The 18,837-nt window shown below is 58.0% G+C and carries 16 protein-coding genes and 1 pseudogene; 7 read left to right on the top strand and 10 right to left on the bottom strand.

What is annotated here, in order from left to right; translation table 11 throughout:
- The 8 genes from CKW22_RS21105 to CKW22_RS21140 form a co-directional block, all read right to left on the bottom strand.
- Window positions 1-128, bottom strand: a 128-nt coding sequence (locus tag CKW22_RS21105) for a dihydrodipicolinate synthase family protein (protein WP_177447958.1), incomplete at its 3' end; no start/stop codon positions are given.
- Window positions 129-192: 64 nt separating this feature from the next.
- Complete coding sequence (locus CKW22_RS21110) at window positions 193-1,521, bottom strand: MFS transporter (protein ID WP_033697512.1); 1,329 nt, start codon at window positions 1,519-1,521, stop codon at window positions 193-195.
- 144 nt (window positions 1,522-1,665) lie between these two features.
- The gene (locus CKW22_RS21115; RefSeq protein WP_033697513.1) at window positions 1,666-2,985 is read right to left on the bottom strand and encodes an FAD-binding oxidoreductase; all 1,320 of its coding nucleotides are present in this window, start codon (window positions 2,983-2,985) and stop codon (window positions 1,666-1,668) included.
- A gap of 50 nt (window positions 2,986-3,035) precedes the next feature.
- The gene (locus CKW22_RS21120) at window positions 3,036-4,049 is read right to left on the bottom strand and encodes a GlxA family transcriptional regulator (RefSeq protein ID WP_095065021.1); all 1,014 of its coding nucleotides are present in this window, start codon (window positions 4,047-4,049) and stop codon (window positions 3,036-3,038) included.
- A 193-nt stretch (window positions 4,050-4,242) separates the two neighbouring features.
- Window positions 4,243-5,586 (bottom strand): dimethylsulfonioproprionate lyase DddP, encoded by a 1,344-nt coding sequence (gene dddP / locus CKW22_RS21125; protein WP_047583983.1) that lies wholly within the window; start codon window positions 5,584-5,586, stop codon window positions 4,243-4,245.
- 151 nt (window positions 5,587-5,737) lie between these two features.
- Window positions 5,738-6,766: a glycine betaine/L-proline ABC transporter substrate-binding protein ProX gene (gene proX / locus CKW22_RS21130; RefSeq protein WP_033697516.1), complete on the bottom strand. Its 1,029-nt coding sequence runs from the start codon at window positions 6,764-6,766 to the stop codon at window positions 5,738-5,740.
- Window positions 6,767-6,817: 51 nt separating this feature from the next.
- Complete coding sequence (gene proW, locus CKW22_RS21135) at window positions 6,818-7,801, bottom strand: glycine betaine/L-proline ABC transporter permease ProW (protein ID WP_227697302.1); 984 nt, start codon at window positions 7,799-7,801, stop codon at window positions 6,818-6,820.
- 48 nt (window positions 7,802-7,849) lie between these two features.
- Complete coding sequence (locus CKW22_RS21140) at window positions 7,850-9,010, bottom strand: glycine betaine/L-proline ABC transporter ATP-binding protein (protein ID WP_033697519.1); 1,161 nt, start codon at window positions 9,008-9,010, stop codon at window positions 7,850-7,852.
- 335 nt (window positions 9,011-9,345) lie between these two features.
- On the opposite strand from CKW22_RS21140, the gene CKW22_RS21145 reads away from it, so the two are divergent.
- The 3 genes from CKW22_RS21145 (at window position 9,346) to CKW22_RS21155 (ending at window position 12,923) form a co-directional block, all read left to right on the top strand.
- A complete protein-coding gene (locus tag CKW22_RS21145) occupies window positions 9,346-10,311 on the top strand; it encodes a LysR family transcriptional regulator (RefSeq protein ID WP_033700014.1) in 966 nt (321 codons plus the stop codon).
- 262 nt (window positions 10,312-10,573) lie between these two features.
- Entirely contained in the window at window positions 10,574-11,809 is a 1,236-nt protein-coding gene (locus CKW22_RS21150; protein ID WP_033697520.1) for an SRPBCC family protein, read from the top strand.
- A 220-nt stretch (window positions 11,810-12,029) separates the two neighbouring features.
- On the top strand, window positions 12,030-12,923 hold the full coding sequence (locus CKW22_RS21155) for a dihydrodipicolinate synthase family protein (protein ID WP_095065023.1): 894 nt from the start codon (window positions 12,030-12,032) through the stop codon (window positions 12,921-12,923).
- A 377-nt stretch (window positions 12,924-13,300) separates the two neighbouring features.
- Here the strand turns inward: CKW22_RS21155 and CKW22_RS21165 are convergent.
- A pseudogene (locus tag CKW22_RS21165) lies at window positions 13,301-13,719 on the bottom strand (helix-turn-helix domain-containing protein); the annotation flags it as partial.
- A 78-nt stretch (window positions 13,720-13,797) separates the two neighbouring features.
- On the opposite strand from CKW22_RS21165, the gene CKW22_RS21170 reads away from it, so the two are divergent.
- Window positions 13,798-14,058, top strand: a complete 261-nt coding sequence (locus tag CKW22_RS21170; RefSeq protein ID WP_047583364.1) for an EamA family transporter — start codon at window positions 13,798-13,800, stop codon at window positions 14,056-14,058.
- 89 nt (window positions 14,059-14,147) lie between these two features.
- Here CKW22_RS21170 and csiR read toward each other — a convergent pair whose 3' ends face one another.
- Window positions 14,148-14,843, bottom strand: coding sequence for a DNA-binding transcriptional regulator CsiR (csiR, locus tag CKW22_RS21175; RefSeq protein WP_047583363.1), 696 nt, complete (start codon window positions 14,841-14,843; stop codon window positions 14,148-14,150).
- A 195-nt stretch (window positions 14,844-15,038) separates the two neighbouring features.
- Here csiR and glaH point away from each other — a divergent pair, with 195 nt between their 5' ends.
- From glaH to gabP, 3 genes are all read left to right on the top strand, one after another.
- Window positions 15,039-16,016: a glutarate dioxygenase GlaH gene (gene glaH / locus CKW22_RS21180; protein WP_033697526.1), complete on the top strand. Its 978-nt coding sequence runs from the start codon at window positions 15,039-15,041 to the stop codon at window positions 16,014-16,016.
- 22 nt (window positions 16,017-16,038) lie between these two features.
- Window positions 16,039-17,289, top strand: coding sequence for an L-2-hydroxyglutarate oxidase (gene lhgO / locus CKW22_RS21185; RefSeq protein WP_047583362.1), 1,251 nt, complete (start codon window positions 16,039-16,041; stop codon window positions 17,287-17,289).
- A gap of 145 nt (window positions 17,290-17,434) precedes the next feature.
- Entirely contained in the window at window positions 17,435-18,826 is a 1,392-nt protein-coding gene (gene gabP, locus CKW22_RS21190; RefSeq protein WP_033697528.1) for a GABA permease, read from the top strand.
- Window positions 18,827-18,837 lie beyond the last annotated feature (11 nt).

Genomic DNA, 18,837 nt, shown 5'->3' on the forward strand with positions numbered 1-18,837 from the left:
CCGATGATCACGCCGTGGATTTTCGATTCGACCAGGTAATCGAGCACTTCGGCGAACGCCGCCTTGTCGATCGAACCGTCCGCAGCCAGCGGAGTGATTGCCGGGGTGTAGATGCCTTCGAATTTCATTGATATCGCTCCAGTCACTATCACTGTTAGTCAGCGCTGACCCGGTCAGCGCGGGGTGTTTGGATCAACCTAGAGAGGCTGCCTGCTGAAGGTTGAGCGAACGGGTTTCCGGGGCCAGCATCCAGGACAGCAGCAGCCCTACCAACGTGATGGCTGCAGCCACATACATGGTTTGGCCGATGCCGAGCACGTCGAGTGAAATGGGTACCAGATAGGTTCCGATTGCCGCTCCGATGCGCGAAAACGATGTACCTACGCCAACTGCGAATGCGCGAATCTCAGTCGGGAATATTTCGTTGGGGTACACCAGGGTGAGTACTTGTGCGCCGCCGATGAACAAGGCATAGACAGCAAAGAACAGCAGGATCCAGATACCGGCACTGGCGTGGAAGGCACCCAGGCATAGCAAGGCTAGCCCTGAAAACAGGAAGCTGTAGAGGAGCATGCTTCGGCGGCCGATCCGGTTGATGATCTTTGTGGCGATGATGCAGCCAACCACGAAGAACAAGGTAATCAGTACGGAGCCGATCGAAGCGCTGTCGCCGCTGACATTCATCGCCCCCAGAACCTTCGGCGCGAAGGCGTAAACAGCAAAAAGCGGAATGATGCAGCAGGTCCAGAAAACGATGACGAACAGCATCCTGGCGCCATAGCCGGCGTACAGCAGGTTCCAGATGGTAACTTTGTACTGGCTATCCTGTTCGGGCAGGTTCTTCAGCGAGAAATCATCACCATAGACTTGTTTGATGATGGCCTCGGCCTCTGCGCCCCGGCCTTTGCTCAACAACCAGCGGGGTGATTCTGGCGTGCCCAGCCGTACCAGGAACAAACCAAGGCCAATGATCGCCGAGCTTGCCAGCACCCAGCGCCAGGCATCATCACCACCGAATCTCAAGATCACTTCGCCCACCATGTATGCGCATGCAGCCCCTGCAAACCAGAGGATCGTCAGCATGGCCAGGCGAGGGCCACGGTACTTCCTGGGCATGAACTCGACGAGCAGCGAGGTGGCAACCGGGTACTCGATACCGACGGCAATACCGATCATTAACCTCAGCAGGAAGATAGCCAACGCTGTATCTGCCCAGTACTGGGCAACGGAAGCCACTACGAACAGGATCGGGCCGACGAAGAACAAGCGCTTTCGGCCCAACCGGTCGGTGAGCCAGCCGCCGAGGAAGCCACCGAAGAAGATACCGATCAGCGCCGAAGCGGCGATCATGCCCTGCCAAAAGCTGGTCAGTGCCAAGGATCCTGAAATAGAGGCAAGGGCCACACCAATAATGCTCAGGACGTAACCATCAACGAACGATCCCCCACCCGAGCGCAGGGTGAGTAGTTTGTGAAACGTATTGAGCGGAACATCTTCAACTGAAATATGCGGGCTTGTCATTCTTGTACCTGATATTGCTTTTTTGGTTAGGGCAGAGCGAATCCACATAACGTTGCCGTCGTGCGGTCGAGGCCTCCTCAAAAACTCAATGAGCGATGGCAGTTTTATTGTTGTTGGAATGTACAGCTGGCAGTCCGGGTGCGGTCAGCTCTCCTGGCCTGCTCGGTACTGACCCCATTTCAAGTTCAGATTGACCCCCAGTGATACCAGCGCTGGAGGCGGATTGGCACAAGGCCCCGCAGAGCCGAGCACGAAGTCGATTAGCTCCGAGCGCTCGCCCGCCAGCCAGTCAGCCATCAGCTTTCCAGTCGCGGTACCGCGGGTCACACCCAGCCCGTTACATCCCAAGGCCCCGTAGACATTGGGCCGCAGCTCACCAAAATAGCCCTCGTGGTTGCGCGATAAGGCCAGCGCACCACCCCAGGTATATTCGAAGGGGAGGCCGGGAAGCATCGGGAAACGGCGTTCGAAAGAGGTCCTGTGACGGTTGACGAATCGATGCAGGTATCTGGCGTCACTTCGCCCGTTGGGGTGGAAGCTGAAGCTGTTGCGAATAAGAATTCGATTGTCTGGTGTGCGCCTTACCGTGGTACCAAACGGGTCTGCCGGAATCAGCCCCCAGTAGGGTTTTCCGCCAAGGCGTAGCTGTTCTTCTTCAGTCATGGGGCGCGTGAGGCTGGCGTAGGTGAATACCGGTAGCATCCGACCTTTGAGAAAACCGAAACTCATCCCGAACGCGTTGTTGGCCAAGATCAGCTTGTCTGCGGTAATGGACCCGTGCGCATGTTTGAGGACGGTCTTCTCACCGTACTCGATGTCGGTGATTGGGGTGTTCTCATAAAGGGTGACATTGGCGGGAAGCGAGTCGGCCAGCCCTTTGACCAACGCTGACGGCTGGATCAGTGACGTACCGGGGGTGAACAACGCCTTACGGTAAAAACGAGTTCCAATGTGCTCAGGCAACTCATCTGCTTCGATCATCTGGTAGGGTTGCCCCAACTTGTCGAGGCCATTTCGATAGGCGTCGAGTACGGCTATCCCCCGTTTTTCCACCGCCGCCTGGTACTTGCCGCAGTGTTTCATCTGGCAATCGATCTTGAAGCGTTCTACCAACGCCTTGAGGTAAGACTGACCACTGAGATTGAGCTTCAGGGTGGTCTTGGCAGTTGCGATATCGCCTATATAGTCTTCAGCGCCGATGTCATGGGGCAGGTCAATGGCGAAACCTGCGTTGCGTCCGGACGTGCCAAAACCGACTTCCTGTGCCTCGATGAGCACGATCGGCTGGTCTGGAAAATGCGACGCCAGTTGGCGAGCCGCGGCCAATCCGGTGTAACCGGCGCCCACGATTACCCACCGGGCTTGGGTATGCCCTTGATGGCCCGGCTTTACTTGCCGACCCTTGCTCAAGTGGTACCAGCCACAGGTGTTATCGTCAGCAGGCAGGGATGTTATTTTTGTCATGGGTTGAGTCCTGGTTCTCGCTGTATGGACTTGGCGGGATACAGCGGGCGCTACAGTTCATAGCGAAGTTCTTTTGAGGGCGGGTATCCAAATAATCGGCTGTAATTTCTACTGAAGTGGCTGGAAGACACGAAGCCGCAGGCAAGTGCCACATCCATGAGGGAAGACTTCGAATTCTGAATAAGGCGCCTTGCTTCGGTAATTCTAAGTTCCAGGTAATATTTCTGTGGCGTTGTTGAGAGCTGACCTTGAAAGAGCCGTTCCATCTGCCTCCGCGAAAGGCCGACGCAGCGGGAAAGTTGGACAGGGTCCAGAGGGTCCTCCAGGTTTGCCTCCATCAATTTGACGAGTTCGCGAAGGCGGCCAGTCAGCTTTTTAGTGTGGGTGGTTTCTATACTGCGGATTCGCGATTGATCGTAATCAAGTAAATCGATGACGGCGTCTGCAAGGGTACGGCCCGCGCATTTCTCCAACCATTTGATCATCATCTGAAAGGCACCGGCCGGGGTCGCGGCAGTGACGCGGTCCCGATCAAGCACCAGACTGTCCAATGTCACGCTTGCATGCGGTGAGCCTTCGGACAGGGCGAGGCGCTGTTCGGGATGAATGGCACAACGATAACCGTCCAGCAAGCCAGCTCTGCCCAGGTACCAGGCACCATTCCAAAGCCCCCCCAGCGTGATGGGAAGGTTGGCGAGCTTGAGCAGCAACGTATTGATCCAAGCCGGGACTGTCCGGGGTGATCTCAACCCCCCGCAGATGATGATCAGGTCAAGGTCGGCAAGGCGGATATCAGTAAGTGGGGTGTCAGGTCTTATAGGAATAGAAAGGTCACTCATGACCTCCGCGTGATTGTGGCTAAAGGTATGAATGCGGATGGAACCGGGCCGGATGACATTCGCGGTCACCAAAACATCAAGCGCCTGGGTAAAGCATGGCAGCGAAAAGTTATCCAGAAGTAGAAAGCCGACTTTTGATAAGGTCGGAGATGTTCCGCCGGGTCGGGTATATTGCAGATTACGATCTGCGAAGGTTGCACTGAAACCGGTGGATAAACTTTTCATGACGCTACCGCCTAGGCTGGGCCGTGAGCAATTTACGCTCTAGGCGCTTACATTGTTTTTATGTGCACGAAGTCGATGCCTGCAGAGATGCATTGAAATTTATTATTGAGCGCCCTTAACGTCCAGCAACATTTCTGGTCGCCAATGGATAACTCATGGTTATCCATTGGACGGCTTAAAGTTCTAACGGTACTCAATCTCGCAGGAAGCTGTCGTCGAATGGGTAGTGCGTAAGTAGCTCATACCCGGTTTCGGTGACCAGCAACTGGTTCTCAAGCTTGATGCCATCACGCCCCCCCACCTCGCCGATGTAGGCCTCTACGCACAATGCCATGCCGGGCTGCAGCTCCCCTTCGTAACCATAAGATTCGACATCCTCTGGATAGCGAATGCTGGGATACTCGTCACAGAGCCCAACACCATGAAAAAGCACGCCATAGCGCTGAGCACGACACGACTCAGGCAGCCGGTGGGCGCTCGCTGAGAGATCGGTGAAACGCACGCCCGGTTTGACCAACTCAGTGTTATGCATGATGTGCTCGTACGCGATACGGTATAAGCGCTTTTGCTCGGCCGTCGGCTCCCGGCCTCCACAGATCCAACTGCGAGACATGTCCACGCACATGCCATAAACGCCGATCAGGTCAGTATCAAACGACAGCAAGTCGCCATCGCTGAGGACGCGCGGCCCAGACTCCTGAAACCAGGGGTTGGTGCGGGGGCCGGAACTGAGAATGCGCGTTTCTATCCATTCGCCACCCCGGCGGATATTGCCTGCATGCAGCGCTGACCAGATATCATTTTCGGTGAGGCCTGCGCGCATGGTTTGCTGCATTTCAGCCACCGCTGCTTCGCAGGATGCTACCGCGCAACGCATGGCTTTGATTTCATCAGGCCCCTTGATCAGCCGGGCGAATTCGGTCACCTCTTGACCATTGAAAAGCTGTACGCCCAATGCATCCAGTGCGCGAACGCCCGCAACTTCTATTCGGTCCACGGCGAGACGGCGATTGGTGCCGGCGTGCGCGCGCAGCAGCTCATCAACCTGCGCGGCGAATCGACGCGCGTGCTCTTCGGTACGATCACCGGTTTCAAAGTAGAAGAACGATGCGCCGCTGCGCAGCTCCGTGACCAGTGGAAGGTGTGCGCTGAGGTGGTCGCAGCCATGGAAGTCCCATAGCACCACGTGGCCGCTAGCCGCCACGAAGCACGCGCGTGCTGGGTTATGGGTGGTCCATAGTTGCATGTTGGTGGTGTCAGTGGCGTAGCGGATATTAAGGGGATCGAACAGCAACACACCCGCCAGGTCGCGCTCGACCAGTTGTGCTCGAATGCGAGCCAACCGGTACTCCCTCATGGTCGGTAGGTGAGGGGGCTGCAACCCAAGTTGCTCCCACTCGGCAAAGGCCAAGGGTGTCGGACCGATCTCGCTCCGATCGTTGTCATCAACCGAACCATCTGCTTTGAGCGCTGTAGCACGGCGCCTGGCAGGATCGATACGACGCGCATCAGCGGTAATGGAAAAAGGCGATGACATCATGGTCTCCAGGCTATGTGTTTATTGTTCTGATGAATTTCCCTGACGCCGGATCGGGTGGGCGTGCCGCTTGCAGAATCGCGCGGCAGGGCTGGCCGGGACGAGCGGTGAGGGCTGTGAAGCAGGTTCAACCTGCTTCACTTCTGCGGTTTCAGTTACTCGCCTGCGTGGCTGCGGCGCGGGCAGACTGCAGCCATGCATCAAATTGCTGGCGGTGCGCTGCGACCCATTCCTGCGCATGGCGCTGAACATCGGCAGGTTTCTTCTCACCCTGTTGCATCTTGAGGTTCTGCGCACTCTCATCTGCGGTGCTGATCTGCATGAGCGACAGGAATTTCAGCGCTGCAGGGTTCTCTTTGGCGAAGTCCTTGTTGAGCACGGCTTCTACCTTGTCGACCGCGAAGCCAAGGTTTTTGCCTTTATACGTGGTATCGACATTGTTGTTGCCGTCCGGCAGATCCGTTTTCGGCACCTCGAGCCAAACCACATCCTTGTCCTCAACCAGCACGGTGGCTATCCATTGCGGCACCCAGGTGAAGTAGAGGATGGGCTTTCCTTCCTTATAACGCGTGATGGTGTCTGCCATCAGGGCGAAGTAGGAGCCTTGGTTGACGTGTACGGTCTTGCTCAGGCCATAGGCTTTGATCTGATGATCAATGATCAGCTCGCAGCCCCAGCCCGGGTTGCAGCCGGTCAGGTCTGCCTTGCCATCGCCATCGGTGTCGAACAGCTTGGCGATCTCCGGGTTTTTCAAGTCTGTGATGTACTTGATGTTATGGGCATCGGCGGTTTTTTTGTCGATCAGGTAGCCCTGAAGCACCCCAGGCATGATTTCTCCTGTTTTCACCATCACGTCGTCGCCACCGGCCTGCTGGTAGAACTTGCCGTGCAACGTGTCCCACAGGTGCACGGTGAAGTCTGCGTCACCGTTGGCCAGCGCCATCATCATCACGCCGTACTCGGTTTCCTTGGGTTCCTCGACCTTGTAACCGAGCGCCCTCAAGCCAGCCATGGCTACCTCGCCGCGAAAACGTTCCTCTGCGATAGGTGGGAAGATCGGTGTGACCTTGACGCCCTCACCGGGTTGGTCTGCTGACGCGTTTGCGCACAATGCTGCCAGTGAAAGTGACACGGCGCCCGCGCCTTGCAGGAGGGCGCGCAGAAGTTTGAATTCAGACATCGTCGCTTACCTTGTTTTGGTCATTGTTTTGAATGCAGGCCTGTTGGGCGGTCAGGCTGAGTGCGGCTGCCTTGCGGGTCTGCCCGCACCATACAGGCGGGTGATCAGGCCCACCGGGCCAGTGTGATACCAGCGCAGGCTAGGGTCGGCAGCGGTACGCGCACCCATGGCTTGGGTTAGCCGGTCAAGGAAAATTGCCAGCAACACCAAGCCGACACCGCCAACCGTGGCGAGCCCCATGTCCAGGCGGCCAATGCCGCGCAGTACCATCTGCCCAAGGCCGCCGACCGAAATCATCGAGGCGATGACGACCATCGACAGCGACAGCATCAGCGTCTGATTGAGCCCTGCCATGATGGTCGAGGTCGCAAGGGGGAGCTGCACCCGGGTCAACATCTGCCGTGGTGTGCAACCGAAAGCGCGGGCAGCTTCGATCTTGTCTTCCGGCACTTGTCGGATACCCAGGTTGGTCAGGCGTACCAGCGGCGGCAGAGCAAACACGATGGTGACCAGTACACCGGGCACGTTGCCAATACCGAACAGCATGACCACGGGTACCAGGTACACGAACGCGGGAAGTGTTTGCATGGCATCGAGTAATGGCCGTGTCACTTGCTCCAGGCGGTTGCTGCGAGCACACAGGATCCCTAACGGAATGCCGATAAGCGCGCAGAAAAATACCGAGGTCAGTACCAGGGCCAGGGTGGTCATCGAAGCAGACCAGACACCGATCAACCCGAGCAAGGTCAGCGTGATGAAACACAACAGTGCCATGCGCTTGCCCGCCAGCTGCCAGCCCAGCAGCGACGACAACAGGATGCCGATACTGGGCGGAATGCTTTGCAGAATGAACTCGATGCCGTTCAACACCTGATCGATCGGCCAGCGGATACCACGGAAGACATCGCGGAAGTGATGCACCAGGAAATTGAGTGTATGGGTGACCCAATCGCCAAGCGGGATAGCAACCGACTGAAAAGGGTCTAGGAAACTGAACTCGGACATCTGCACACTCCTCGTGAATCGTTGCCACAGACAGCGGTAGTCCGGCTGTGGGTATTTGACGTTCAGGACCGTGGCTAATTAATTGCGGCTCAAGGTCTGCAGAAGTTGGTTTTTCGACACTGTTCCCCTGAAGACTCCGTGGTGGTCGAGTACCGGCACGGGGTATGGCAGGCTGGCTGCAATGTTCAGTACTTCATGCAAAGGGGTGTCAAGGTAGACGGGGTGCTGCTCGTGGGCGTGGTGCCGGATGGCCTCGCTCGCGCTGTCATCGTGTGCATCGACAACCGCCAGCAGTTGCCCGTGATCGCCGAGCAGGTAACCGAAGTCGATGCCCGCTGCGAAGGTGGGTAAGTTGCCATTGGCACGGCAGGTTGCTGACGGATCCAAACGTGCGACATCGCCTGCTTTCAATACCCGCGAGCTGTCGAAGCCCTTGAAGAAGGTGCGCACGTAGTCATTCGCCGGCTGGTTGATGAGCTCCTGCGGGGTGCCTATCTGCACGACACGGCCACCCTCCATGATCGCGATGCGATGGCCGATGCGGATGGCTTCCTCAATGTCATGGGAAATGAAGATGATCGTGCGTTTCTGCTCAGCCTGCAGACGAATCAGTTCACCCTGCATTTCACTGCGGATCAGCGGGTCGAGAGCAGAAAATGCCTCATCCATCAGCAGAATCGTTGGGTCATTAGCCAATGCTCGCGCGAGGCCCACGCGTTGCTGCATGCCCCCGGAGAGCTGGTGCGGGTAACTGTGCTCGTGGCCAGCAAGGCCAACTTGGCAAAGGGCTTCACGAGCACGTTTGTTGCGCTCGGTCTCGCTGATGCCGGAAATCTCCAGGCCAAAGGCTGTGTTCTCCAACACGCTCATGTGTGGCATGAGGGCGAAAGATTGAAACACCATGCCCATTTCCTTGCGGCGTACGTCCAGCAGGGCTTTGTCCGAGAGGCCAGTAATTTCCTTGCCGTTCAGGTAGATGCTGCCCGACGTAGGCTCGATGAGACGATTGAACAATCGAACCATCGTGGACTTGCCGGAGCCAGACAGCCCCATGATGACGAATATTTCGCCGCGTTTAACTGAGAATGTGGCATCGAAAACGCCGATTACTTGGCCGGTTTTTTCGAATACCTCATGTTTACTGGCGCCCGCATGCACCATGTTCATTGCGACGTCCGCGTGGGGACCAAAAACTTTATAAATGTTTTTGACGGACAGGATTTCGTCAGCGTGAGTCATCGTTTCCCTCCAGGGTTTTGTGCCGTTGACGTTATCGTTGACGAACTGATAACGCGCGGTAGTGGCATGGAAGGGCAGTGTGGAACGTGTGTTTTACACATGAGGGGCTTTCCTGGTTTTTATTGTTGTGTGCCTGGAAACGGGCTTTTTTAAAAATCTATAAGCATCTCGGGTGTAGTACCACCAACATTTACACGCCTTCATGGATAACTTAAGGTTATAGACGGTGATGCGGGCGACAGCTTCAGTGCAATCGCGACAGCCGTGTAGTCATCCAAGCAGCGGCTGGGATAACCTCGGCCGCCTTTGGACCTGATCGTAAGGGAGCTATTATGTTGAGCCGGCACGTTGACCCAGACACCTTGCTGCTGCGTATGCCATCTTTGAGGGCAGTCAAGGCATTTGTCGCCGCCGCCAAATACCAAAGTTTTACCCGTGCCGCCGAAGCCCTGTGCGTTTCCCAAGCGGCCATCAGTCGCCAGATTCGTGAGCTCGAAACATTCTTGGGGGCGCAACTGTTCGTCCGGGTAGGGAGAACGGTTGAGCTGACGCCCGCAGGCTCGATTTTCTTCGAGGCCGCTCAGATGTCATTCGTCAACATCGCGCACGCTGCGGATAGAATCCGCAGTACGCCGACCGACAAACACGTACTTACAATCTGCTGTTCGCCCGCTTTTTCAGCGTTCTGGCTTTCGCACCATCTGCCCGAATTCCGAATCAATAATCCTGATATTGAACTCAATCTGTTCACTACCCAGAATTTCGTCAACATGGAACCAGGTGTTGAGCCTGACATCATTATTTCCAAAGTCTCCAAGGTGGGCTCAGGCTACAAGAGTTATCCGCTTTGCCATGACATCATCTATCCCGTCTGCTCGCCCGCCTTCCTGGCGCAACATCCAGAGGTCGCAACGCTTGAAGGATTGCGCGACAGTTCATTGCTTGATCTCAGTCCTTTCGGCAGGTCGGGCGTTTCCGAGCATGTGGATTGGAGTGTGTGGCTGGCGTTTCAGAACATTGATATCGACGAGCGCCCGCCCGAAAGCCCGCCTTTGTTTCATGCCAACGACTACAACCTGATCATCAACATGGTGCTTACCCATCAAGGCGTCGCCTTGGGTTGGAATCAGCTGGTGAGCGCGATGGTGGACAGAGGGGTTTTGGTGCGCCCGGTGCGTGAGCAGGTCACGTTGCGCAATAGCCTGCACTATCTGGCATGCCGCGAAGGCACGGACTATGACGAGGCGTGTCGCAGGGTACGTGACTGGGTGTTGTCGAAATTCACCCGCTGGAGTGTCTGAGCGCCCAGTCTGGGCCAGCGAGTGACCCATAACCTGCCCTTATCCATACGGGGTTGAAAAAGTCGTTTGTCGGCACTCCAGCGCCTGCCTTAGCCTTGATCCAAGCATGGGTCAATATTGCCCGCACGCCGTGTTCAATGGCTGTTATGTGTTCACGGTGTTAGCGCCGAGGCCGGTAGCTGATCATTTCGGAATGGCAGTCTAAGAATAATGAGTAGGGCATGTTTATCATGCCCGAGCGGTTGATGAAGCGAGGATAATAATGAATAGCAAAGCGTCCGTTGTTGGCCTGATTAACAAGCGCAAAGCGCGCCATGCGTTGCCCCGCGAACTCTATATAGACCCTGATGTGTACCGTGCCGATCTCGAACATATCTGGCACACGGATTGGGTATTCGCTGGCCATACTTTTGAAATTGAGAAGCCGGGTCAATATTTCACCCTGCAGATTGGCGACTATCCTGTTGCCGTGGTAATGGGCAAGGACGGTAAGGTTCGTGCCTTCCACAATGCCTGTCGTCACCGCGGCGCAAAGGTCTGTGAGCAGGCTCAGGGCAAGGTTGCCAAGATGGTCTGCCCTTACCACAAGTGGACGTTCGAGCTAGATGGCAGCCTGCTGTTTGCAGGTAACATGGGTAGCGATTTTGACAAGACTCAGTACGGCCTGAAGACGGTTCACTGTGAAATCGTCCACACGTACATTTACGTGTGCGTCGCAGAAACGGCGCCAGATTTTGACAGTTTCCGCAGTTCGGTAAGCCCTTTCATCGCCCCTCACTTCCTGGATAACTGCAAGGTCGCATTCGAGTCGAACCTGATCGAAAAAGGCAACTGGAAGCTCGTCTTTGAAAACAACCGCGAGTGTTTCCACTGCGATGGTACCCACCCTGAGTTGATGAACTCCTTCGTCGAAAATCTTTCGGTAGCCGGCGTCGGCGGGGAAGATGACCCGGAACTGGCTATGCACTGGGATCGTTGTGAGCGTGCGGGGATGCCTAGCCGATTGGTTATGGACCCGAACGGCCGCTTCCGGATGACACGAATTCCGCTGTCGGCGGGTGCTGTCAGCTACACCATGGATGGCAAGCCTGCCGTTGCGGGCCGGCTGGACCAGAGCGGCGAAGAGAACATTGGCGCGCTGCTGTACTTCAATTATCCGTCTACCTGGAACCACTTCCTGGGCGACCATGCCTTGAGTTTCCGCGTACTGCCAATCGGCCCTGGTGAAACCTTGGTCACCACCAAATGGCTGGTGCCGAAAACGGCCGTGGAGGGCGTTGATTACGATCTAGACCGGCTCACCAAAGTGTGGCTCGCGACCAATGATCAGGATCGCAAGTTGGTAGAGGGGACCCATGCCGGTGTCAGTTCGCCGACGTACGAGCCTGGCCCCTTCTCCGACATTGCCGAGAATGGTGTTTGCCAGTTCGATGACTGGTACTGCGAGACCATGCTGACGCGGCTGCAGGGCCCCATTGCACTGCGGTCCGTGAGTTAAGCCCTGATTGGGTTCGGCGCGACCTTGAGCGAGTCGAACCCGCTTCTGTGTGAATCAATCTCGTGTCTGTCCATGCCGCGATATAGATAAGGCCGGCCCTACGCCCCTCTCGATTCTTCATCCCTGATCCTGTCCGGAGTGCCTGATACAAGAGACGTTTCGGTACTGCACGCAACGTTGTGTGAATTTGCCCACTGCTAACAATTACAAGAGGTAGCGCATGTCCGCATTTCCATTCCCCGGTATCAACTTGGCGATTACCACCCCCTTTGACGCGGATGGCAAAATCGACTTCGCCCGTTTTGAACATCTGATAGAGCGCTACCTCCACGCAGGCATACAAAGTTTTGTGCTCAGCTCTGGCACTGGCATGCATGTGTACCTCACCAGAGAAGAGTCGAGGCAACTCGTAGCCTTCGGCGCCAAGGCCATTGATGGTCGCGCCAAGGTGATAGTACAGACCTCTGCATTGCTGGTTGACGAAGTGGTGGAGCGCACCCGTCATGCCGCCGATTGCGGTGCTGATGGGGTAATGGTGTTACCCCCATTTTTCGAGGGGCCGACTGACGACCAGGGCATCATCGATTTCTATAGCAGCGTTGCCCAGGCGGGCCTGCCCATCATTGGCTACAACGTGCCGCAGGCGGTCGGGGTGGAAGTGAGCTCTGAACTGTTCGTCAAGTTGAGTGAAATCCCCAATTTCATTTCGGTCAAGGACAGCAGTGGCGACCTGATCGCCCAGGCAACGCTGGTGCGCACGGGCTTGCCGACCATGAACGGCGCCGATCCCCTGGCTGCCTACGCTTTGTATGCGGGCGCCGCAGGACTGATTTGGGGTGGCGCCAACATGGCGCCGCGTACCTGCGTTGCCTTCGTCAATGCCGCACTGGCTGGTGACTGGGTAGGTGCCCGGGAGATCTGGCGTAAGCTGGAGCCAGTGATGTCGCTGATCTGGCAGGGTGATTACGTGCAGTCTGTGTACGCAGCTGCCGAACTGACCGGCTACGGTGCTGGTATCCCGCGTCGCCCCCTCGCGCGGCTGGTGAGCGGCAAGTTTGCTGCCCTTGAGGCTGCGCTGGGTGACCTGATCGCGTCAGAGTCCGCTCACGCTTGAAGCAATTCAAAACATGATGGCATCGGATTGACAGGGCAGGGGAGCGAAGCATGACCGCGGTTACTCAGCAAACGAGTGTGTCAAACCACACCAGTGGCAGGCGAATAGGCCTCTGCCTTTGTCTGCTCTCAATGTTCATCTTCGCAGCCCAGGACGGTATCACCAAGGTGCTGGTCAAGGACCTTCCTATCGCGCAACTGGCTCTGTACGAAAAGTTTTGTGGGAGCGGCGGTGCGGCGATCCGACTTGCCCCGCGATCTGCCGCAACGCGGCAGCAAAGCCTGAGTTCGCGGCTTCTTTGACACCATTTGATATCGGGTACAGGAGCGCTTCGCACTCCATCGCGGGACAAGCCCGCTCCCACAAAACTTTTCGTCAGGGCCTAGTCCGAAAGCGTGCCATATCCGCATCACGCTGGCAGGAGAGATGCCAGTCGCCTGACTCATTGAGCGAGTACTCCAATGGCTGGCATCTTTCGGCTTGGACTTCAGCACCTGATCCACGACAGCTTGCACTTGCTCATCAGTGATGCTGCGAGGCCGGCCTGAGCGCTGTTCGTCATTCAGGCCATCGAGCCGCAGTCGGCTGAACCGCACTCGCCAACGCGAAACGGTGTGTTCCCAATACCGAATCTGTTGGCTATAGAAGTACCCGACTCACCGCTTGCGCACGCCAAAATAATTTCGGCTCGAATTCGTGATTCGGCAGGCCCCTTGCGTTGCCGGGAGCGACGAAGCAACTCAGAGCGCTCTTCATCGCTCAACTCAATGGGAACAGCAGGTCGGCCAGTTTTCATATCGTTGCTCCAGTACTTTTGAGTGCTCAAAAGTCTAGCCCAAAATATGAGCGTTATTTCTGAAACACCACACTAGTCATGGTCCGTTACTGGGTCTTCCTGCTCTTCGCCTTGTGTTATGTGGCATTCAATGGAGGGGTGCGCAACGGGCTATTGCTACAGGCATTGAAATTCACGACTGCCGTGACACTGCAGCCATTCAATTACGCGTTGTTGGTATTTGCCTCGTTGATCGGTGTTTTCGTGTTCAGAGAAACGTTGAATACGTTGCTGGTAGTCGGCACCCTGCTCGTGATTTTTGGTGGGAAGTTCTCGGTTGGCCGAAACAAGACGAGCTGATACGCCGACCATTACCTGGTTCGATGTACATCTCAGCGCCAACGCTGAACCCTGTGGCCCAGCGCCAGGCAGCGGCCTGAAGGCCGCCGCTACGACCGCCCGATGCCCTCGGTGTGCATGATCTGCGCAATGATCGGCACCGGGGTCATCAGGTGCGAGTGCATCATGGCGCTGGCGCGCTTGGCATCGCGGGCCAGGATCGCCTCGACCAGCGCCGAATGCTCCTGGCGCTTGAGCTCAAGCGCCTGCTCGGAAAACACCGTCTGCGTCAGCCACAAATGGCGGTAACGCTCAGCCTGGTCGAACAGGTAGGTGCGGGCCTGCAGCAGGTGCTTGGAGCCGCACCCCGAGGCGATGGCGGTGTGAAACGCCTTGTGCCGTTCATCCCACACATCCAGCCGTTGCTCGCGGGTTTTCACCTCCACCACTTTGGCCAGGGTATGCGAACAGGCCAGCACCGACGCTTCCCAAGCGTCGTCGCCGCGTTCGATGGCCAGGCTGATGATCATGGCTTCCAGGTTGGCGCGGGCATCGTAGATGTCGTTCATCTCCGCCAGTGACATGGGCGCGACACGGTAGCCTTTCTGGCTGATGACAATCACCAGGTGCTCGGCCACCAACTGCGAAAGCGCCTCGCGCAGCGGCCCCACTCCCAGTTCGTAGCGGTCCTTGAGGGTGCTCATCAAGAGCTTCTCCCCAGGCTTGAACACGCCGCGGATGATGTCCTTCTTGAGCCTCTCATACCCGCTGAATGCTGAGTTTTGTCGGGGAGCGAGCGCTTCCAAAGTCCTGTTCCTCAAAACGTTTTGCCGATCATACCGAAACCGCTGGCGGACGAAAAACAATGGACATACAGGCGGAGTATCTTCGTTTTATAAAAATGTAGACATTTTAAGCGGGTGGCGATATTTTTGCTTCGCCCGCACTGATCCAGATCACGACTGGACCGTGCTATCTCCTTTTTCTGCCAGGACCTAGCCATGAACGCTTTTACGCAGATCAACCAACCTGTGCTGCCGCTGCCGCTCGAACCGCGTGGTTACACCATCGCCCCGTCGAAGCAGTCGCCTCGTCTGCTTGAACTGACCTTTGCCCGCGAGACCGTGCAGGCGTTCGTCGAGGCTGTGGCCCAGTGGCCGGTGCAGGCGCTGGAATACAAGTCGTTTCTGCGTTTTCGGGTGGGCGAGATCCTCGACGAGCTGTGCCAGGGCACGCTGCGCCCGGTACTGCTCAACACCATCCTCGACCGCGCCAGTGGCGGCATGCTGATCACCCCGCTGGGGCTGGATGACGTGAGCCAGGCCGAGGACATGGTCAAGTTCACCACCGCCTGTGCGCACCTGATCGGCCGCTCCAACTACGACGCCATGAGCGGCCAGTACTACGCCCGCTTCGTGGTGGTGAACAGCGACAACTCCGACAGCTACCTGCGCCAGCCGCACCGCGTCATGGAGCTGCACAACGACGGCACCTTCGTGAATCAGATCACCGACTACGTGCTGATGCTGAAAATCGACGAAAGGAACATGGAAGGCGGCAACTCGCTGCTGCTGCACCTGGACGACTGGGAGCAGTGCGAGGCGTTCTTCCGCCACCCGCTGGCGCGCCGCGAGATGCGCTGGACCGCGCCGCCCAGCAAGAACGTGGCCGAGGACGTGTTCCATTCGGTATTCGACAACGACGCTGAAGGCCGGCCGACCATGCGCTACATCGACCAGTTCGTGCAGCCGGAAAACTTCGAGGAAGGCGTCTGGTTGAACGCCTTGTCCGAATCGCTGGAGGGCAGCGACAAGAAACTGTCCGTGCCGGTGGCGGTGGGCAGCTTCGTCTTGATCAATAATCTGTTCTGGCTCCACGGCCGCGACCGCTTCACACCGCACGACGGCCTGCGCCGCGAGCTGATGCGCCAACGCGGCTATGTCGCCTTCCCCAAGCCGCTGTACCAACGCGGCCAGTAAACACGGCGCGGGAGGTAACACTGTGTACGATTTCATCATCATCGGCGGTGGCATTGTGGGCATGTCCACCGCCATGCACCTGATCAAGGTGTACCCGGACGCCAAGATTCTCCTGCTGGAGAAGGAGTCCGGCCCGGCGCGCCACCAGACCGGGCACAACAGCGGGGTGATCCATGCCGGGGTGTACTACACCCCCGGCAGCCTCAAGGCACGCTTCTGCCTGGAAGGCAACAAGGCAACCAAGGCCTTCTGCACCCAGCACGGCATCGCCTTCGATGAATGCGGCAAGTTGCTGGTGGCCACCAACGACCTGGAAATGCAACGCATGAAGGCGTTGTGGGAACGCACCGCGGCCAATGGCCTGGAGCGCCAGTGGTTGTCGGCCGACGAGCTGCATGAGCGCGAGCCCAATATCGTCGGCCTGGGCGGGATCTTCGTGCCCTCCAGCGGCATCGTCAATTACGCCGAGGTGACGGCGGCCATGGGCCGTGAATTCCAGCGTGCCGGTGGCGAGATCCGCTACAGCGCCGAAGTGGTCGGCCTCGAGGAGCGCGCCAGCGAAGTGGTCGTGCGTACCCGCAGCGACGAGGTGCACAGCCGCTTCCTGGTCACCTGTTCGGGGCTGATGGCCGACCGCGTGGTGAGCATGCTTGGCATCCGCACCCACTTTGTGATCTGCCCGTTCCGCGGCGAGTACTACTTGCTGCCCAAGCAGCACAACCAGATCGTCAACCACCTGATCTACCCGATTCCGGACCCGTCCATGCCGTTTCTGGGCGTGCACCTGACGCGCATGATCGACGGCACCGTGACCGTGGGCCCCAACGCGGTGCTGGCGATGAAGCGCGAAGGCTACCGCAAGGCCGACGTCAGCGTGGCGGACATGTTCCAGACCCTGACCACTCCCGGCATCCTCAAGGTGCTGGCCAAGAACCTGCGCCCGGGCCTGATCGAGATGAAGAATTCGCTGTTCAAGGGCGGCTACCTCAAGCAGGTGCAGAAGTACTGCCCGAGCATCACCAAGGATGACCTCACACCTTACCCGGCGGGTGTCCGGGCACAGGCGGTGTCACGCGATGGCAAGCTCATCGACGATTTCCTCTTCGTCAATTCGGCGCGCAGCGTGAACGTCTGCAATGCGCCATCGCCTGCCGCCACCTCGGCCATCCCGATCGGCGCCTACATCGTCGAGAAGGTCTGCGCACAAGTCGCCCTGCAGGGGGGCGGCTTGCCCAAGCCAGACCTGGCCGGCAAGCAGCGCGCTGCCGGCTGAGCAGGCCGGCAACCCCAGCGGATCTGCGTTTCGTTTTACTCAACCCGCCTGGCCCTACTCACCATTTAGGGCCGGGTGGGCTTTTTCGCGCCCGTGTTCGCTAGACGGCGCAGCGCGGGCATGACAAGAACAAGAAGGTAAGGCCATGCAAACAGACAAGAACAATTTGAGTCATGGGTTGAAATCGCGGCACGTCACCATGTTGTCCATCGCCGGGGTGATCGGCGCCGGCCTGTTCGTCGGCTCCGGTCGGGCCATCGCCGAGGCCGGGCCCGCCACCATCCTCGCGTATATCCTGGCCGGTGGGCTGGTGGTGCTGGTCATGCGCATGCTGGCCGAAATGGCGGTCGCCTCACCGGATACCGGCTCGTTTTCCACCTATGCCGACCTCGCCATCGGCAAGTGGGCCGGCTATACCATCGGTTGGCTGTACTGGTGGTTCTGGGTGCTGATCATCCCCATCGAGGCCAACATTGCCGCCACCATCATCAACACCTATGTGCCGCAGATGGAGATCTGGGTGCTGTCGTTGGTGATCACGCTGCTGCTGACGGCCACCAACCTGTTCAGCGTGAAGAACTACGGCGAGTTCGAGTTCTGGCTGGCGCTGGTCAAGGTCATTGCCATCGTCGCCTTCATCATTCTGGGCGCCTGCGCCATTTTCGGCCTGCTGCCCAGCGCCGGCGTCAGCGGTGTTTCGCGCCTGTGGGACACCGGCGGCTTCATGCCCAATGGCTTCGGCGCGGTACTCAGTGCCATGCTGATCACCATGTTCTCGTTCCTTGGGGCCGAGGTGGTGACCATTGCCGCCGCCGAGTCGGACGAGGCGGGCAAGCATATCTCCAAGGCCACCAACTCGGTGATCTGGCGGATCACGCTGTTCTACATCCTGTCGATCTTCATCGTCATCGCGCTGGTGCCCTGGACCGACCCGCGGTTGGCCACCGAGGGCTCCTACGTCACGGTGCTGGATACGCTTGGTGTGCCGCATGCCAAGGCCATCATCGACTTCGTCGTGCTGACCTCGGTCACCAGTTGCCTGAACTCGTCGCTGTACACCGCGTCGCGCATGGTCTATTCGCTGAGCCGTCGTGGTGATGCGCCGGCCTGTGCCCAAGTGACCAGCCGCAGCGGTACGCCGATTGTCGCGGTGCTGCTGTCCACCGGTGCGGCGTTTCTGGCGGTGATCGCCAATTACCTGGTGCCGGCCAAGGTGTTTGGCTTCCTGATGGCAAGCTCCGGCGCCATCGCCTTGCTGGTGTACCTGGTGATTGCTATTTCCCAGCTGCGCCTGCGCAAGCGCCTGACTGCGCAAGGCAAGACACTGAACTACCGCATGTGGCTGTTCCCATGGCTGACCTGGGCGGTGATCCTGTTCATCAGCAGCGTGCTGGTGGTGATGCTGTTGCGCCCGGACCATCGCCTTGAGGTGGTTTCCACCCTGGTGCTGGCGGTCTTCGTGGTGTGCTCGGGGTTGCTGATCACGCGCCGACGGGCGCGGGTGGCGCCAGGCAGCACCGTGGGGCAGGGCGCCTAGGCGGCCGGTAA

Source organism: Pseudomonas sp. Irchel s3f19 (assembly GCF_900187555.1).
In the GTDB taxonomy this organism is placed as follows: Bacteria; Pseudomonadota; Gammaproteobacteria; order Pseudomonadales; family Pseudomonadaceae; genus Aquipseudomonas; species Aquipseudomonas capeferrum.

Excerpts from the sequence above, each read along its gene's own strand:
- CKW22_RS21110 (WP_033697512.1), bottom strand. The coding sequence starts at position 1,521 with ATGACAAGCCCGCATATTTCAGTTGAAGATGTTCCGCTCAATACGTTT.
- CKW22_RS21115 (WP_033697513.1), bottom strand. The coding sequence starts at position 2,985 with ATGACAAAAATAACATCCCTGCCTGCTGACGATAACACCTGTGGCTGG.
- CKW22_RS21120 (WP_095065021.1), bottom strand. The coding sequence starts at position 4,049 with ATGAAAAGTTTATCCACCGGTTTCAGTGCAACCTTCGCAGATCGTAAT.
- dddP (WP_047583983.1), bottom strand. The coding sequence starts at position 5,586 with ATGTCATCGCCTTTTTCCATTACCGCTGATGCGCGTCGTATCGATCCT.
- proX (WP_033697516.1), bottom strand. The coding sequence starts at position 6,766 with ATGTCTGAATTCAAACTTCTGCGCGCCCTCCTGCAAGGCGCGGGCGCC.
- CKW22_RS21140 (WP_033697519.1), bottom strand. The coding sequence starts at position 9,010 with ATGACTCACGCTGACGAAATCCTGTCCGTCAAAAACATTTATAAAGTT.
- CKW22_RS21150 (WP_033697520.1), top strand. The coding sequence starts at position 10,574 with ATGAATAGCAAAGCGTCCGTTGTTGGCCTGATTAACAAGCGCAAAGCG.
- CKW22_RS21155 (WP_095065023.1), top strand. The coding sequence starts at position 12,030 with ATGTCCGCATTTCCATTCCCCGGTATCAACTTGGCGATTACCACCCCC.
- CKW22_RS21170 (WP_047583364.1), top strand. The coding sequence starts at position 13,798 with ATGGTCCGTTACTGGGTCTTCCTGCTCTTCGCCTTGTGTTATGTGGCA.
- glaH (WP_033697526.1), top strand. The coding sequence starts at position 15,039 with ATGAACGCTTTTACGCAGATCAACCAACCTGTGCTGCCGCTGCCGCTC.
- gabP (WP_033697528.1), top strand. The coding sequence starts at position 17,435 with ATGCAAACAGACAAGAACAATTTGAGTCATGGGTTGAAATCGCGGCAC.